Source organism: Rhodococcus sp. 06-418-5, assembly GCF_002258285.1.
Classification (GTDB): Bacteria; Actinomycetota; Actinomycetes; order Mycobacteriales; family Mycobacteriaceae; genus Rhodococcoides.
In genome coordinates this window covers 1-16,291 of record NZ_NOYE01000008.1, presented here as the reverse complement: position 1 = coordinate 16,291, position 16,291 = coordinate 1, and the positions used below count along the sequence as shown (strand labels likewise).

Here is a 16,291-nt window from a genome sequence, read left to right as displayed (position 1 = left end):
GGACTAACCGACGAGGGACGCGGTTCCGCTGAGCAGCCGCACGTCGTACGACTCGGCCGCACCGTGCACCTCGGTCGATCCACCGTGGACCGTGTAGAGCACCGCGTAGGAGGTGAAGGTGACGGGTTGGTTGTCGTCGGAGTCGACGGCCACGCGTGGCAATACGACAAGCAGGTGGGTCCGGTTACCGTCCGAAAGATTGTCGACGACGGTGCGAATCTCGAAACCCAGGTCCGATCGGGTGACGTCGGTGGACTCGAACGTCTGTCCGCTCAGAACGAGCTGCGCCGCCCAGACGCCTGCGGATCGATGGGCATCGACGGTCCCGGTGATGTCGTCGCCGGTGAAGTCGTAGTGATTCGCTGCGGTGAAAGGCATGGTCACAGGCTATTCCTCGGGTCGTGGAAAAACTTCGAAAAAATTCCTCATCCGGCACCCATCCACCTCGAGAGGGGCTGCGAATGCTCAATGAGACACCCGCTACTGCTGTCGCCCCCGACCGCCGTCAGTAGTGGGTGTCTCCCTTTTCGTGTGTGGGAAGACGTCCACATCGTGATGGATGCCCTCGGCTCGACCCGATCCGCCGCCCGAGACCGGATCGGAAGATTTCCGGCGAGTCGAACCGGTGATCGGTACGCTTTCGGACCTGGGCAGGTCGTTTCTCGAGGGAGCCTCATGTACGAAGACTTTCGATCGCCCGCATCGCGGCACGGCGAGCGATCGAATGCGTCGGTACAACCACGTTCGACGCGGGCGCACGGGCAGGCGCGTAGTCGCCACCGCAAACGGTCGAGCACGCCCTCGCCGCCGAGGTCGATCTCGAGTATCACCGCTCCGCCGCTCGGACCTCAGCCCAGTGCGGCTCAGGTTCTTCGCCACTGGTTCGCTGCCCCGCACGATTTCGACTGGATTTTCGTGCACAAGTCGACTCGTCCGCTGCACCGACTGATCCGAGTCGTGTTCGCGAGCTGTGTGGCTCTGTACGCCGCCGTGTCGATGTTGATGCTGGCCTCACCGAACGGGCCGACCGGATCGGGTCCGGTTGCCTACGTGATCTTCATCCTGGTTCTGCAGTTCGCCGCGATCCTGTGGTTGCTGGTCGGGCCGCTACCGGACCGCAAGTGGCAGCTGGTGGCTTTCCTGGTATTCGGCGACGTCGGTCTTGCGTCGGTGATTCTTCTCGATGTCCCCACGTCGGCGCTGATCGGCACGTTCCTCTTCGCGCTGACCGGGTCGATGTGCACCTTCTTCCTCGGTCCGAGACTGCTCGTCGCGCACCTGGTGTTCGCCAATCTGGTGATCGTCTACATCGGGGCGGCCGCATATGTGCAGGGCTTGTGGGGTCCGTGGGATGCGATCGCCGCCGTGCTGGTGGCCGCAGGGGCGACGTCGGGTGTCCCGATCTTCGCCCAGATCGCCTGGTCGTTGGTGTGCGAGGATGCGCGGCAGTCCGAGATCGATCCGCTGACCCGAATGAAGAACAGACGCGGATTGCAGAATGCCATCGAAGATCTGCGCATGGTCGCCCACCGCGAGCAGTTGGCTTTCGTTCTCGTTCTGGTCGATATCGATCGGTTCAAGAGCGTCAACGACCGCTATGGACACGACCAGGGCGATGCCGTCATCGTCCTCGTTGCCGACCGACTCCGCGCCCACCTCGGGAAGGTGGGGGTGGTGGCGAGAACCGGGGGCGAGGAGTTCGTGGCCGTCCTCGTCGGCGAGGCAGAACAATTGTGTGACCTGGTGCTCGACGTGAGCGGCACGCTGACGGACTGCTCGGATCCGATACCGGTCACGGTCAGTGCCGGCGCTGTCGTGATCGCTCCTGATTCGGAGGCATGGTCATCAGGGGTCGATGTGGTCAACGACGCGACGCGCGCGGCGGACTCTCTCATGTACCGAGCGAAAGCGGACGGTGGAAATCGGACGATGCTCGAGACGATGTAGAGCTCAATTCGCTCGTACTGTCATGAGCGAGCGCGGACTTCCTCTGCCCGCGCCCGCCCGGTGACGGTTCCCCGTCAGAACGGGTAGCCGACTCCCGTCAATTTCTCGCTGGCGTCCCACAGCTTCGCGGCAAGAGCCGGGTCCTGTGCGGTCTTGGTCATGCTCGCCGGGCCCGGCTTGCCGCGCGTCTCGAACAGGGATTTGGGGCCGCTGTACGTGCCGCCACCCGCAACGTCGACGGCGTAGAGCGTGGGACGCGATCCGGCACTGGCGGATTGCGAGAAGATCTTCAGTCCGATCGGAGCCAGAGTGGACAGGATCTTGTTGCTGCCCAGCCCGTCGGGGCTCGAGTACAGCTCGGTGGCCGAGATTCCGGGGTGCGCGGCATTGCTGGCGATCTTGAGTCCGGCCTTGTCGATCCGGCGCTGGAGTTCCAGAGCGAACAGGATGTTCGCAAGCTTGGAATTGGCGTACCCACGCTGAGGGTTGTACCCACGCTCGAGCTGAAGATTGTCGAAATCGAGCTTGGGTCCCTGCCGGTGTGCGACGGATGCGATCGTGGTGATCTTGGCGTCCGCAGCGAGCTTGGGGAACAGCAGGCCGGTCAAGGCGAAGTGGCCCAGGTGATTGGTGCCGAGCTGGAGCTCGAACCCGTCCGCCGTCTCGGTCCGCATTGCCGGCATCATCACGCCCGCATTGTTGATCAGTACGTCGATCGACTCCGGTGCCGACGCGGCGTATTCATGCACCGAGGCCAGGTCCGCGAGGTTCAGGGTGGCGGTGTCGACGGTTCCGCGGGGTGCCTCCGCCGAAATTTTGGCCGCGGCGGCATCGGCCTTGTCCTTGTTGCGGCACGCGAGCGTTACGTGGTCGCCGCGCTTCGCCAACTCCAGGGCGGTGTAGTAGCCGATACCGGTGTTCGCACCGGTGATGACAACGCGTCTCTGCTTGTTTTCGGGCACGCCGCCAGGTTACCGGTCTGTTTTAGACTTTGCCCGTGAGCAGAGCAGAAGCCGACGAACGTCCGGAATTTCCGGAGGGCACCGGAAATCCTGCGTCTCGGGCATTCCGCGCGGCGGGATACATGTGCCTGGACGATCTTGCTGGGGTGCCCGCGGCCGAGCTGAAGAAACTGCACGGTGTCGGTCCCAAGGCGTTGACGGTCGTCCAAGCGGCGTTGGAGCAGACCGGTCGCTCGCTCGGGCGAAGTTCAGGCCCAATGACTGGGACGGGCCAAGGATTCGGGTAGCCGTGTTGCTCGGTCACCACGTGCCGCGCCGATCTGGAACTGCGTGGCATAGATGCTTCCGAGCATGTCCGTGCCGCGGAGGTCGGCACCCCGGAGATCCGCGCCGATCATGTCGGCCAGACGCAGGTCCGCCCTGCGCAGGTCGGCCCCGATGAGATACGTACCGCGCAGGCTCGCTCCGCGCAGGTCCGCGCCGGCAAGCTGTGCGCCGATCAGGTCGCGGCCGCGGTAGTTCTTCTTCTTGCCCTTCACTTCGGTTCGAACCAGATCGCTTGCCTCGATCAGCAACTCGTTGATCCGCGAACGCAGCCCGGAGACGTCGACCGACAGTACAACCTCGGGAGCCGACTCGGTCAGCGCGTCCAGTTCGTCGTACTCGTGGCCGATCCGATTGTGCAGCGGCGCGGTCGAATCCCGGTCACGCACATCCGCGAGGTACCACAGCAGTTCGTGCAGATCACGCATGATCGGGAACACCGCGAACATCTCCGACGAGTTCGACGGTTGCTGCCGCCAGTTGCGTCCGGCGAACGTGGACTGCGATGCCTTCTGGCCCGCACCGAAGCAGTCGTACACCGTGCACCCGGGAAAGCCTTTCTCCCGCAACGTCGAATGAATGCCGCACCGCGAGTCCCCGAGGAGGTTCCGGCACGGCTCGCCGGCGGCCTTGTCGACAGCGAAGTCCGACGACTTCGCGAAGGGCAGAGCGACGCAACAGAGTCCGAAACAACTGCCGCAATCGGCCAGCAAGTTCTCGGGCGCGCGCATGCGGCCACTCTGTCCCCCGACGCGAGGCAGCGTCAAGCGAGTTTGTTCGCGGCAGTCACTCCGGTCGATTCAGCAGTGCGATGAGCTTCTTCGGGGCGCGATCGCAGTAACTCTCGGTGATCAGTTCGCCGAGTTCGGTCCGGTCCACGGACTCGTCGAGCAGCATTCCGATGATCTGCGGACCCCATCCGGGCTTGAAGAACCCGGCACGGGCGGACAGTGCGTCGAGTTCGATTCCGCTGGAGCGAAAGATCAGCACGTGAGCCGGACCGTCGGTGCCGGCGGCTGCGGCGGATGCAGGCGGGGCGCCGTCGAGGATCTCGAGAACGTGGGCGAAGGTGCGCCCGCGAACTCGCCAGCGTGTCCCGACCCATGCCTGCTCCTCGTAGGTCTCGGGCAGGGCCAAGCACATCCGTCGGACAGCGGCTTCCCAGTTCGTCCTGTCGTGCGACATACCGGACTACAGTATTTCAGCGGGCGGGCAGGCGGGCGGAAAGCACTCCGGAAGGCACGGTCGATGTCGGAACTCGAGTACGGCGAGGTGGTGTCCTCGCTGCGCAGAGCCGGATGCGTGTTCGCCGACGAGGAAGCAGACATTCTCGTCGAGTCCGCGTCGACCCCGGCGGAGCTGACCGCAATGCTCGCACGCCGCGTCGCCGGCGAACCGCTCGAGCATGTCGTCGGCTGGGTCGCGTTCTGTGGTCGGCGCATCGCCGTCGAACCGGGCGTGTTCGTACCTCGCCGGCGAACCGAATTTCTCGTTGAATGTGCTGCAGCGCTGCATCCTTCGGTGTTACTGGACCTGTGCTGTGGATCCGGGGCGATAGGCCTGTCGGTCGACGGTGTCACCGAGTTGCATGCTGCCGATGTCGACGCGGTGGCGGTTCGGTGTGCATCGCGCAATGTCGCCGCAGGCGTGGGCACGGCACCGGTCGGTCACGTACATCGCGGCGACCTGTACGACGCCCTGCCGCCGGAGATGCGCGGCAGATTCGACGCGATCGTCGTCAACGCGCCCTACGTTCCGACGGCCGACATCGGGCTGATGCCACGAGAGGCGCGCATCCACGAGCCGCACATCGCGCTCGACGGTGGTTCGGACGGTGCCGGGATTCATCGTCGGGTCGCGGTCGGTGCGCCGCAGTGGCTGGCTCCCGGCGGCTACCTCCTCATCGAAACCAGTGCAGCACTGGCACATTCGACGCTACGAGCTGTAGTCGACGCCGGCTTCACCGGTCGCATCGACGAATCCGAGGCACTCGATGCCGTCGTGGTGATCGGTTCGACTCCGAGTCGGTGAGGGTTTCGATCGGGCTCCCGCGTGGCATGCAGGACCAGATACCGACGACGAGAGGTTGTTCGACCATGACAACATTGCTGTTCGCAGTCACCGCTGCCGACCACTGGACCCTGAACGACGGAAGCAAGCACCCCACCGGGTACTGGGCCGAGGAGCTCGTCGAGTCCCATCGCACGTTCGTCGACGCAGGCTGGGATATCACGGTCGCGACGCCGGGCGGTAAGGCTCCGGTCGTCGACGAAGGCAGCTTGGCCGTCGATGCCAACGGCGGCGACGAGGAGAAGGTGGCGGATCAGAAGAGCTACCTCGCCTCCATCGAGTCGATCCTGTCCTCGCCCGCAAAGCTGGAGGAGCAGAAGGCGTCCGACTTCGACGTCGTCTTCGTGCCCGGTGGTCACGGGCCGATGGAGGACCTCGCCGTCTCCGAGAGCTTCGGGGCACTGGTGATCGACTTCCTCGACTCCAACAAGGTGGTCTCCGCGGTGTGCCACGCGCCTGCCGCCCTGCTCCCCGCCGTCCGCAGCGACGGAACCTGGGCGTTCGACGGGTACGAGCTCACCGGATTCACCGACGAAGAGGAGACCCAAGCAGGTCTCGCCGACAAGGCCCCGTGGTTGCTCGAGTCCCGGTTGCGCGAGAACGGCGCGAAGTTCGACTCCACCGACGCGTGGGCACCGAAGGTCGTCGTCGACCGGAACCTGTATACCGGTCAGAACCCGGCGTCGACGCGTCCCCTCGCGGAGAAGCTGGTCAGCGCGCTGAAGTAACCGGTGCGGGGCGGTCGGCGTTCTGCCCACGGAGAACAAGGAACATCGGCGGGAACATCACTACTGCTTTCGAAGTTGAGCCTCTATAGCTCAATCCTTTGGAGGAGAAGTGACCGAAACCGTTCGTGTCCCCGTACTGTTCCTGACCGACCCGATCGTCCTGCCCGGCATGGTGGTGCCCGTAGAACTCGACGAGGCAGCGCGTGCCGCCGTCGACGCCGCAAAGGCGAGCAACGACGGCACGCTGCTCGTTGCGCCGCGTCTCGAGGACCGCTACGCCGCATACGGAGTCCTCGCCACGATCGTGCAGATGGGACGCCTCGCAGACGGCCGCCCGGCCGCTGTCATCAAGGCCACGCGCCGCGCGCACATCGGCCACGGAGTCAGCGGACCCGGTGCCGCCCTGTGGGTCGAGGCCGAGACCGTTGCAGATGTGCCCCCGAGTGACGACCTCAAAGCCCTGGCGGCCGAGTACAAGCAACTCGTCGTTGCGATGCTGCAGCGCCGAGATGCGTGGCAGGTGATCGACTCGGTCAACAAACTCACCGACCCGGGCGCGATCGCCGACACGGCCGGCTACGCGTCGTACCTCACCGACGTGCAGAAACGGGACCTTCTCGAAACCCCGGACGTGGCAACGCGTCTGACCTCACTCATCGAGTGGACCAAGGCTCATCTCGCCGAAGTCGAGGTCAACGACAAGATCTCCGGTGACGTCCGCGAGGGCATGGAGAAGACTCAGAAGGAGTTCCTGCTCCGGCAGCAGTTGGCGGCCATCCGCAAGGAACTCGGCGAGGACGAGCCCGACGGTGCCGACGACTACCGCGGCCGCGTCGAGGCAGCGGATCTACCCGAGAAGGTGCGCGAACAGGCGCTGCGTGAGGTCGGCAAACTCGAGCGGGCCAGCGATCAGAGCCCCGAGTCGGGCTGGATCCGCACCTGGCTCGATACCGTGCTGGATCTGCCGTGGAACAACACCACGACCGACAACAACGACATCGATTCGGCGCGTGCGGTTCTCGATGCCGACCACCACGGACTCGACGACGTGAAGGATCGTATCGTCGAATACCTGGCCGTCCGGGCCCGTCGCTCCGAGCGTGGACTGCAGTCGGTCGGTGGGCGTGGGTCCGGTGCCGTCATGGTGCTCGCAGGTCCGCCCGGAGTCGGCAAGACCTCACTCGGTGAGTCGGTCGCACGTGCACTCGGTCGGAAGTTCGTACGTGTCGCTCTCGGCGGCGTCCGTGACGAGGCCGAGATCCGTGGGCACCGTCGTACTTACGTCGGCGCGCTGCCGGGCCGGATCGTGCGGGCCATCGGCGAGGCGGGATCGATGAATCCGGTTGTCCTGCTGGACGAGATCGACAAGGTCGGCTCGGACTATCGCGGCGACCCCAGTGCTGCGTTGCTCGAGGTGCTGGACCCGGCTCAAAATCACACGTTCCGTGATCACTATCTCGATCTGGACCTCGACCTGTCCGACGTGGTCTTTCTCGCTACCGCCAATGTGATCGACCAGATTCCCGGGCCGTTGCTCGACCGCATGGAATTGGTGACCATCGACGGCTACACCGAGGACGACAAGGTCGTCATCGCCCGGAACTACCTGCTTCCCCGTCAGATGGACAGGGCGGCAATCACATCCGAGGAGGTGACGGTCACCGACGCCGCGCTGCGCAAGATCGCGGCCGACTACACCCGTGAGCCGGGTGTGCGGCAACTCGAGCGATTGCTGGCCAAGGCGCTTCGCAAGGTGGCGACGAAGTTGGTGGGCACCACCGGTGTCCTGAAGATCGACGAGCCGGACCTGGTGCCGTACCTCGGTCGCCCGCGGTTCACACCCGAGGCGCACGAGCGCACCGAAGTACCAGGAGTGGCAACGGGTCTCGCGGTCACCGGACTCGGCGGAGATGTGCTGTTCATCGAGGCCGCGGCGACCGAAGGCGACTCCAGGCTCGAGCTCACCGGCCAGCTCGGTGACGTGATGAAGGAGTCCGCACAGATCGCTCTGTCCTACGTGCGCTCGCACGCAGCGCAATTCGGCGTCACGCAGGAATCTCTGGATCGGAGAATTCACGTGCACGTTCCGGCGGGCGCGGTGCCGAAGGACGGTCCTTCGGCCGGTGTGACGATGGTGACCGCCCTGGTGTCGATGGCCACCGGGCGTCCGGTGCGCTCGGATGTCGGCATGACCGGTGAGGTCACGTTGAACGGTCGGGTGCTGCCGATCGGCGGGGTGAAGCAGAAGTTGCTGGCTGCGCAGCGTGCGGGACTGAAGACCGTGTTCATTCCGGCGCGCAACGAGCCGGACCTGGACGACGTACCCGCAGAGGTGTTGGAGGCGTTGGATGTTCGTCCGATGACCGACGTCGCGGATATTCTCGCGCTCGCGCTGGAGCCGGCGACGGCAACTGCTGCGGCATAGCGCCGCGGTGATCGTCGTGGGAGGGGCAGGTGGCTCGGCCGCCTGCCCCTCCCGTCGGTCTCGGGTGCCGCGCTTGACCTCGAGTCGTGTCGAGGTTCTACGTTGGTGGGATGAGCATGGAGATGACCGCCTGGAATCAGATGTATCGCACGATGAACAGGCCCGACACCCAGTCGTCGTTCTCGAAGGAGACGGCCCGCAGGATCCTGACGTTCGCGGCACCGCATCGCCGCGCACTCGGCGGGTTTCTGATGCTCAGCGTGGCTCTGGCCGTTCTTGCAGTGGCCACACCGGTCTTGGCGGGGCGGGTGGTCAATGCGATCGTCGACGGGCGAGAGCTACGCGTGGTGGTCCTGCTTGCATCGGCGATCGCAGGGATCGCTCTGGTGGACGCTGCGGTCGGTCTGGTCAACCGATGGCTCTCGGCGAACATCGGCGAGAGCCTGATCCTGGATCTGCGGACGGCAGTGTTCGACCACGTGCAACGGATGCCGATCGCATTCTTCACGCGAACCCGCACCGGTGCGTTGGTGAGTCGACTCAACAACGACGTGATCGGAGCGCAGCGCGCATTCAGTACCACCCTGTCCGGTGTCGTCAGCAATCTCGTGACCCTGGTACTGACGTTGGTGGTCATGATCGGAATCTCCTGGCAGATCACCCTTCTCGCACTGGTCCTGCTGCCGGTGTTCGTACTTCCTGCGCGCCGGATGGGTCGACGCCTCGCGCGGCTGCAACGGGAAGCGGCAGCGCACAATTCGGCGATGAGTACGCAGATGACCGAGCGTTTCTCGGCACCGGGAGCAACCCTGGTGAAGTTGTTCGGGCATCCCGAACAGGAATCGGTCGAGTTCGCGGTCCGGGCGGCCAGGGTACGCGATATCGGAGTGCGCAGTGCCATGGTGCAGACGGTGTTCGTCACCGCGCTGACACTGGTCTCGGCACTGGCGCTCGCCGTGGTGTACGGATTGGGCGGCTTCTACGCCCTCCGCGGGACTCTGGACCCGGGTTCGGTTGTGGCACTGTCACTTCTGTTGGCCCGGCTGTATTCACCCCTGACCGCGCTGGCCAGCGCCCGCGTGGAGGTCATGAGCGCACTGGTGAGCTTCGAGCGAGTATTCGAGGTCCTCGACCTCGTTCCGTTGATCGCCGACAAGCCCGACGCGACAGCGCTACCGCCCGGACCGGTGGCCGTCGAACTCGATGATGTCAGGTTCGCGTACCCGTCCGCGGACAAAGTATCGCTCGCCTCGCTCGAGGAGGTCGCCACCTTGGATTCGCGCGGGGGAGAGGAGGTTCTGCACGGTGTGTCGTTCCGAGCCGAACCCGGCCAGATGGTCGCGCTGGTCGGCACATCCGGTGCAGGCAAGTCCACGATCGCGCAGTTGATCGCACGGCTCTACGACGTCGACGGCGGCTCGGTCCGGCTCGGCGGCGTCGATGTGCGGGACCTGACGGCCGAATCCGTCCGCGGCACAGTGGGAATGGTGACCCAGGACGGGCACCTGTTCCACGAGAGCATTCGGTCGAATCTGTTGCTGCCGCGTCCCGACGCCACCGACGACGAACTGTGGGATGCGCTCTCGAGGGCGCGGCTCGCGGACCTCGTGCGCTCCCTGCCCGACGGTCTGGACACCGTCGTCGGCGAGCGCGGGTATCGACTCTCCGGTGGTGAGCGTCAGCGTCTGACGATCGCGCGGTTGCTGATCGCACAGCCGCGAGTGGTCATCCTCGACGAGGCAACGGCATCGTTGGACTCGACGTCGGAGGCCGCGGTGCAGGCCGCGTTGGCCGAGGCGCTGGAAGGCAAGACGTCGGTTGTCATCGCGCACCGGCTGTCGACCATCCGAGCTGCGGACGTGATCCTGGTGATCGAGGACGGAAGAGTCGCCGAGCGCGGCACCCACGACGAGCTCCTCGCAGCAGGAGGCCGCTACGAGGAGCTGCATCGGACGCAATTCGCACAGGCGGAGTGAGCCTGCGAAGCCGGGATCGGAGCCTGCGGAGTGACCCTACGAAACCGGGTCCGGGACCACGGTTGCTGGGTCGTCGTCGGTTGCGGCGGCGAGCATCGGGGTGAATCCGTCGATCGCGTAGTCCAGCGACAGTGGGCTCGAGTATCCGAGGGCCGAGGGTAGGTCCGTACTGAAGGAGCCGATGTAGGCGGTCCGGTCCTGCCGGACGACGTCGAGGGCGGCGAGCAGAGGGTTGGCCTGCAGCTGCTCGCGGCTCTGGCCGGCGATGACGAGGACGTCGGTGTCGAGTCGATCGAGGTTCTCCGCACTGATGGTCTCGGAGGCGTCGGGAATCTCGAAGCCGAGGTCGGTGAAGAACAGGGCGCGGATGTCGTCCTTGCCGAGAAGCAGGTAGCTGCCGTCGTCCATGACGAACGCGAGAGACAGTGACTTGCCGGTGAATTGGGGGTTCGCGGCTTCGGTGTCGGCGAACTTCTGCTCCAGCTCGGCCGTTCGATCCTGGGCTTCCTGCGACTTGCCGAGGGCTTCGCCGACCACGGCGAACTCCTGCTGCCAGGTTGCGGCGGGTACGTCGTCGTAGCCGCCGATGTCGGCGATCGTGGGGGCCATCCCGGACAGGGTGTCGTACTGGCCCTGGTCGATGAAGGAGTACGGGCCGAGGATCAGGTCGGGTGCTTGCGCCGCGATCTGCTCCAGCTCGAGGTCGGTACTGCCGACTTCGGGAATCTCGGTTCCGCCCAGGGCTGCTCGAGCCCACGGGCGCTGTCGGTAGTCGTAGCTCAGGTTGCCGCGTGTCGCGACGGGCTTGACGCCCAGCGCGAGTGCGAAGTCCTGCTCGTTGAAGCCGATCGTCACGACACGGGTGGGTTCGGCGTCGATAACGGTCTCACCGAAACGGTGCTCGATGGTGACGGGGAAGCCGGCGGCGCTACCGGGGCCACCGGATGCGTCGGTGTCGGCATCGGACGAACAGCCCGCTGCCAGAGCCAGGACGGACGCACCGGCGGCCACGAGCTGGACGGTCTTCTTCATGTGATCTCCTCGCTACTGAACTTAGCGAGGTTAGCCTAACCGACCCACCGATGCGTCGATCATGTGCAAGGGGGTCGGGCGGCGCGATCAGCAGTTGGTCGTGGCCGGCACTCCCGCGAATCGCTGGTCGATCCACTCGAGGGCCTGTGGCAGGCCGAGTACGGCAGCGGTCAGGTGATCGTTGCTGGGCACCTTCACCTCGGTCACGAGCACTCCGGCGCGGCAGTATCGGGCGATCGTGTTGTCGATGGCGCTGACCGGGATCAACGCATCGGTGGGGCTGTGCCACTCGAAGTACGGTGCCTTCGGTACACCGGGATACAGCTCGACGCTGTTGTCGTTGACGGCGGCGATCGCTTCCGGACTGTTGATCAGGTCCAGCGTGCCTGCGACCTCCATGGCGCTCTTACCCGCGCCCGCGGCGATGATGTCGTTGGTGCACCCGTTCTGGATCTTGTTCTCGATCTCTTTGCCGAGCGGGTTGAGCTGAGAGCTGATCGGGATGCGGGTGGGGTACTCGCGTTCGATACCGAGCGCGGCAGCGAACGCCAGACCGAACATGGGGTGCGGGGCGAAACCGAGATCGCGGGCCATCCGCTCGAGGTTCATCGGAGCGCCACCGTTCGCGCTGCCGACGATGTTCAGCTCGGGCGCGTAGTCGCTCTGAAGCGCGGCTGCCCATGCCGTGGCCATTCCGCCGCCGGAGTAGCCGGCCAACGCAACGGGGCTCTGCTGAACCTGGATGGGATCGAAGCGCTGAGTGGCGCGAATGCTGTCGAGCACGATCTGCCCGCCGAGCTTGGCGGCACCGTATGCGCTGTTGGGTCCGAGGTGATCGGCGATGACGACCGTCCACCCGCGCTGCAGTACTGCGTTCAGAGCGGGCGCCTCACGAATCATCAAATTGGGATCGTTGGTCCAGAGCGCTTGTGAAGGTGCACATTCGAGACCGAGTGCATTGATGATGTGTTGGTAAGAAAGTAAAGGGCCGTTCGGTGCTTTGTTTTGTGGAACCAACACGGTATTGATTGCGGCGATGGGATCGCCGGCCGAATTGGTGGAGCGGAATTTCAACTGCCACACGTCCACGCCGAAGAATCCGGGCGGCGGTGGCATCGGGCGGCTGGAGATCACGTCGCCCGGAGCGAGCGCATCGAGATCGGCTGGCGGTGCGTAGAAGCCGTCGGCGATCGGTGTCGGGTACAGCGGCGCAGCAGCAGCTTGACCTGCGCCGACGAGTGACGAACACAGAACTGCAACCGCAGTCATGCTGACAGCGCCTGCCAACTTGAGAACCCGCATGTGGTAAACCCCTCCGTGCCTGAACCGAAGCGACGAGCGCTGCGGCGATCTGGCAAGCCCCCGTAGAGCCGGCCCGCAAACCGTTATAGCTGATGATGCTCGAGTTGTTACGCTCCCCCCGGAAACGATGGGCGCAACGGTACGCATCGGCTCATTTTATGGCAACCGAACGTTACCTATCCTGGTTTTTCCGACCGGGTCCAAGTTTTTCGCCCGAGGCATTTCTCGTCATTCCCGATGCACTGCCTTCGGTTCCTTGTCCGGGCGGAGACCGCGCCAGCTCGGATGCCGCAGATGGCCGGATTCCGTGGCCTCGTAGTACCGCACCTCGCCGACGAGCACCGGCTCGACCCACACCGCTCCGTTCCGATCGGCCGCGGGCAGCACCGAGGAGAAGGGACTGTCCGACGCCTCGAGTGGCGCGAGGAGGGCAGCGAGCGTATCGAGCGCACGGTCGTCGAACCCGGTTCCGACGCGCCCTACGTATCGCAATCCGTCCCCGTCGGGAATGCCCATCAGGAGTGAGCCGAACCCACCGGAACGACGACCCTGCCCCCGACGCCACCCGCCGATCACGATCTCCTGAGTCCGCCAGTTCTTGTGCTTGATCCAGGTGTGGGCGCGCTTGCCGGGTTGATAGACGGAGTCGGTTCGTTTGGCGACGACGCCTTCCCAGCCTCGTTCTCTGCTTTCGGCGATGGCGTCCGCAGCGGTCCCCGTCAGCCGCGGTGGCACCAGCACCGAGTCGAGTCCGGTGGTCAGTAGTTCGAGCAGCCGTCGTCGATCCGAGTATTTCTTGCGCAGCAGTGACGTGCCGTCGAGGTGAAGCAGATCGAACGCGATGAATCGGATCTGGTCACGGGTGGCGTTCTGCAGTTTCTCGAAGCTGCTGACCCCGTCGTCGTCGAATACCACGACTTCTCCGTCGACGATGGCGTCGTGCTCGGCCAGGTCATCTGCGAAAGATTGTAGTGCGCCGAACTTTTCGGTGTAGTCGTTACCGCTTCGCGTGCGCAGCGTCATCGAACCGTGCGTCAGTTCTGCGATGATGCGGAACCCGTCCCACTTGCCCTCGAACGACCACTCGTCGTCCGGGAGATCGAGGATGTCGCCCGCGGTGGCGAGCATCGGCGAGATGTTCTTGGGCTCGGGCTTGTCGGGTGCGTCCTTCATCAGATGCATGAGCCACTGATTGCCCTTGGTGCGGATCAGGGCGAAGCGCCCGGTCGCCTTCTTTCCGTGCAGAACGACGATGACCTCGTCCTCTCGCCATTTCTCGAGTTCGTAGGTTCCGCTGTCCCAGATCGAGACGTCACCGCCGCCGTACTCGCCCTTGGGTATCCGACCGGAGAACGACGCGTATTCGAGTGGGTGGTCCTCGGTGTGTACCGCCAGCCGGTTCTGCTTCGGGTCCACCGGGATGTTCTTCGGGACGGCCCACGAGACCAGGACGCCGTCGTGCTCGAGTCGGAAGTCGTAGTGCAGCCGTCGGGCATGGTGTTCCTGGATCACGAACGTGTCGTTGTTGCCCTGCGGTTCGGTGGCGGCCGGTATCGGTTCGGGGGTCTTGTCGGCGCTACGCATGCTGCGGTACTTGACGAGTTTGTCCGTGGCAGAACTGCTTTCGGGTGCCGAGTCGACGGTGGGGTCCAGCTCTGCGAGAAAATCGCCGAAATCCTGGAATCGCTCGAGGACCTCTTCGAATCGAAGTTGTTGCAGCCCCCATGCTTCCAGCTCGTCCCAGGTGCGTGGCGCCGCGACCGTGGGGAGTGCTCGTCCACGGAGAGAGTACGGGGCGACCGTGGTCTTCTTGCCGTTGTTCTGGCTCCAGTCCACGAACACCCTCCCGGTTCGCTTCGCCTTCGCCATCGTGGCCGTGACCCGGTCCGGCGAGCGCTCTTCGAGCAGCGTGGCAACACGTTTGGCGACCGTGGACGCGCCGGAGGTCGACAGCGGTTTCTCGAGCGGCACGTACAGGTGGATTCCCTTGCTGCCGCTGGTGACCGGATATGCGGTCATCCCGATATCGCCGATCAGATCCCTTATCTCGCAGGCTACTTCGGCACATCGCGCGAGATCCACGTCGTCACCGGGATCGAGGTCGAAGACCATGCGGGTGGCCGGTCCGGCTTCGGTGCCGTCGAACCGCCACTGTGGCACGTGCGCCTCGATGGCCGCTTGTTGACCGAGCCAGGCCAGATCGGCTGCAGTGGAGAACAATGGGTAGGTGACGACGCGGTCGGAATGCTGCATCGAACGCCGATCGAGCCAGTCGGGTGCGGAGGCGGCGAGGTTCTTCTCGAAGAACGACGACTGGTCCACGCCGTTGGGCCAACGCTTACGGGTCACCGCTCGGCCCACGAGGTGAGGAAGCATCGCAGGCGCGATGGCAATGTAGTACTCGATGATGTTGCCCTTGGTGGTCCCCGTTTCGGGGAACAGCACTTTGTCGAGGTTGGTGACGGAGACCTTGCGACCATCGATCTCGAGGGTGGCCATCGTCTCAGGTTAACGGCCGCCGTCTGAAGATGCGGGGGAGTTGTGACAGGCTCTTTTCTTATGGCGACGATCAGTGTCTCAGTACAGATGCCCGAGAATCCGCAGGGTGCGTGGGACAAAGCTTCCGCACTCGATCGGTTCGACGAGTGGATGACCATCCACGGTGGATGGTGCAGCCCACCGCCCAAGAAGGTCGGCAAGGGCACCGAAGTGGAGTCACTGGTGAAGGTGAAGGGCTTCAAGAACACGATCAACTGGACCTTCACGGAGTACGACGAACCCAAGCTGATCGAGATGTCCGGCCGAGGTAAGGGTGGAGTGCGAATCTCGCTGACGGTCCATGTACGTGAGGCCGAGGGTGGATCGGAGCTGACGCTCGATGCGAAGTTCGGCGGGGGTGTGCTGTTCGGTCCGGTGGGATCGGTGGTGGCGCGAGCACTCGATACCGATGTGAAGAAATCCGTTGCGAACCTGGCGGCGCTGAGCTGACGGATCTTCGTCGAACTAGCTGCACGACAGTCTCTTCCAGCCCCGCACCGTGTTCTCGGTGCGGGGCTGGGGTCGTCTGTGGGCTTGTGTGGTGCGCGGGTCAGGCGATGTGGGGGCCTGCTCGGGCGTGGGATGGTCTGGGTTGTCGGTACGGGTCGACGGTGGCGGGTGGGATGAACCATGGGTGGTTGTCGACGCCGATGAATACTTCCCAGTCACTGTGGTGGAGGAGTCGGTGGTGGAATCCGCACAGGAGGACGAGGTTGTTCATGTCGGTGGGGCCACCGTCGGCCCAGTGCCGGATGTGGTGCGCTTCTGTCCAGGCGGCGGGTTTGCCGCAGCCGGGGAAGGCGCAGGTGTGGTCTCGGGCGATGAGCGCCTTCTTCTGTTTGGCGGTGACGGTGCGTGCGGTGCGAGCGAGGTTGATCGGGGAGCCGTTCTCGTCCATGACGATGGCGGTGAGCAGGCAGTCGCAGGCGAGTTGCCGGGAGGTGTTGCGCGACAGTGGTCCCATCCAGGGGAGCCACCCGACGGTAG

At 64.7% G+C, this 16,291-nt stretch carries 15 protein-coding genes; 7 read left to right on the top strand and 8 right to left on the bottom strand.

Annotated elements, in window-relative coordinates:
- Window positions 1-3: 3 nt before the first annotated feature.
- Complete coding sequence (locus CH274_RS28815; protein ID WP_143544362.1) at window positions 4-378, bottom strand: hypothetical protein; 375 nt, start codon at window positions 376-378, stop codon at window positions 4-6.
- Between the two features lie 537 nt (window positions 379-915).
- On the opposite strand from CH274_RS28815, the gene CH274_RS29040 reads away from it, so the two are divergent.
- The gene (locus CH274_RS29040; protein WP_179272823.1) at window positions 916-1,947 is read left to right on the top strand and encodes a GGDEF domain-containing protein; all 1,032 of its coding nucleotides are present in this window, start codon (window positions 916-918) and stop codon (window positions 1,945-1,947) included.
- Window positions 1,948-2,021: 74 nt separating this feature from the next.
- On the opposite strand, the gene CH274_RS01735 is transcribed toward CH274_RS29040, so the two are convergent.
- Window positions 2,022-2,909, bottom strand: a complete 888-nt coding sequence (locus CH274_RS01735; RefSeq protein ID WP_094656581.1) for an oxidoreductase — start codon at window positions 2,907-2,909, stop codon at window positions 2,022-2,024.
- A 35-nt stretch (window positions 2,910-2,944) separates the two neighbouring features.
- On the opposite strand from CH274_RS01735, the gene CH274_RS01730 reads away from it, so the two are divergent.
- On the top strand, window positions 2,945-3,196 hold the full coding sequence (locus tag CH274_RS01730) for a DNA-binding protein (RefSeq protein WP_094656580.1): 252 nt from the start codon (window positions 2,945-2,947) through the stop codon (window positions 3,194-3,196).
- On the opposite strand, the gene CH274_RS01725 is transcribed toward CH274_RS01730, so the two are convergent.
- Both CH274_RS01725 and CH274_RS01720 read right to left on the bottom strand, forming a co-directional pair.
- Window positions 3,158-3,964 (bottom strand): pentapeptide repeat-containing protein, encoded by an 807-nt coding sequence (locus tag CH274_RS01725; RefSeq protein WP_094656579.1) that lies wholly within the window; start codon window positions 3,962-3,964, stop codon window positions 3,158-3,160. The genes CH274_RS01730 and CH274_RS01725 overlap by 39 nt on opposite strands.
- A 55-nt stretch (window positions 3,965-4,019) precedes the next feature.
- The gene (locus tag CH274_RS01720; RefSeq protein WP_045197485.1) at window positions 4,020-4,418 is read right to left on the bottom strand and encodes an MmcQ/YjbR family DNA-binding protein; all 399 of its coding nucleotides are present in this window, start codon (window positions 4,416-4,418) and stop codon (window positions 4,020-4,022) included.
- A gap of 63 nt (window positions 4,419-4,481) precedes the next feature.
- Here CH274_RS01720 and CH274_RS01715 point away from each other — a divergent pair, with 63 nt between their 5' ends.
- The 4 genes from CH274_RS01715 (at window position 4,482) to CH274_RS01700 (ending at window position 10,432) form a co-directional block, all read left to right on the top strand.
- Window positions 4,482-5,264, top strand: coding sequence for a putative protein N(5)-glutamine methyltransferase (locus CH274_RS01715; RefSeq protein ID WP_094646135.1), 783 nt, complete (start codon window positions 4,482-4,484; stop codon window positions 5,262-5,264).
- Window positions 5,265-5,329: 65 nt separating this feature from the next.
- Window positions 5,330-6,031: a type 1 glutamine amidotransferase domain-containing protein gene (locus CH274_RS01710; RefSeq protein WP_032396787.1), complete on the top strand. Its 702-nt coding sequence runs from the start codon at window positions 5,330-5,332 to the stop codon at window positions 6,029-6,031.
- Between the two features lie 109 nt (window positions 6,032-6,140).
- On the top strand, window positions 6,141-8,456 hold the full coding sequence (gene lon, locus CH274_RS01705; RefSeq protein WP_094629166.1) for an endopeptidase La: 2,316 nt from the start codon (window positions 6,141-6,143) through the stop codon (window positions 8,454-8,456).
- Between the two features lie 110 nt (window positions 8,457-8,566).
- A complete protein-coding gene (locus tag CH274_RS01700) occupies window positions 8,567-10,432 on the top strand; it encodes an ABC transporter ATP-binding protein (protein WP_094656578.1) in 1,866 nt (621 codons plus the stop codon).
- A gap of 36 nt (window positions 10,433-10,468) precedes the next feature.
- Here the strand turns inward: CH274_RS01700 and CH274_RS01695 are convergent, their stop codons facing one another.
- The 3 genes from CH274_RS01695 to CH274_RS01685 all read right to left on the bottom strand — a co-directional run bounded on the left by CH274_RS01695 (window position 10,469) and on the right by CH274_RS01685 (window position 15,265).
- Entirely contained in the window at window positions 10,469-11,464 is a 996-nt protein-coding gene (locus CH274_RS01695) for an iron-siderophore ABC transporter substrate-binding protein (RefSeq protein ID WP_094629167.1), read from the bottom strand.
- Between the two features lie 87 nt (window positions 11,465-11,551).
- Entirely contained in the window at window positions 11,552-12,766 is a 1,215-nt protein-coding gene (locus CH274_RS01690) for a lipase family protein (RefSeq protein WP_094656577.1), read from the bottom strand.
- Between the two features lie 228 nt (window positions 12,767-12,994).
- Complete coding sequence (locus tag CH274_RS01685) at window positions 12,995-15,265, bottom strand: ATP-dependent DNA ligase (protein WP_094656576.1); 2,271 nt, start codon at window positions 15,263-15,265, stop codon at window positions 12,995-12,997.
- Between the two features lie 60 nt (window positions 15,266-15,325).
- Between CH274_RS01685 and CH274_RS01680 the strand changes: the two genes are divergently transcribed.
- Window positions 15,326-15,754, top strand: a complete 429-nt coding sequence (locus CH274_RS01680; RefSeq protein ID WP_032396781.1) for a type II toxin-antitoxin system Rv0910 family toxin — start codon at window positions 15,326-15,328, stop codon at window positions 15,752-15,754.
- Between the two features lie 100 nt (window positions 15,755-15,854).
- Here CH274_RS01680 and CH274_RS01675 read toward each other — a convergent pair.
- Window positions 15,855-16,291, bottom strand: a 437-nt coding sequence (locus tag CH274_RS01675; RefSeq protein ID WP_143546513.1) for an HNH endonuclease signature motif containing protein, incomplete at its 5' end; no start/stop codon positions are given.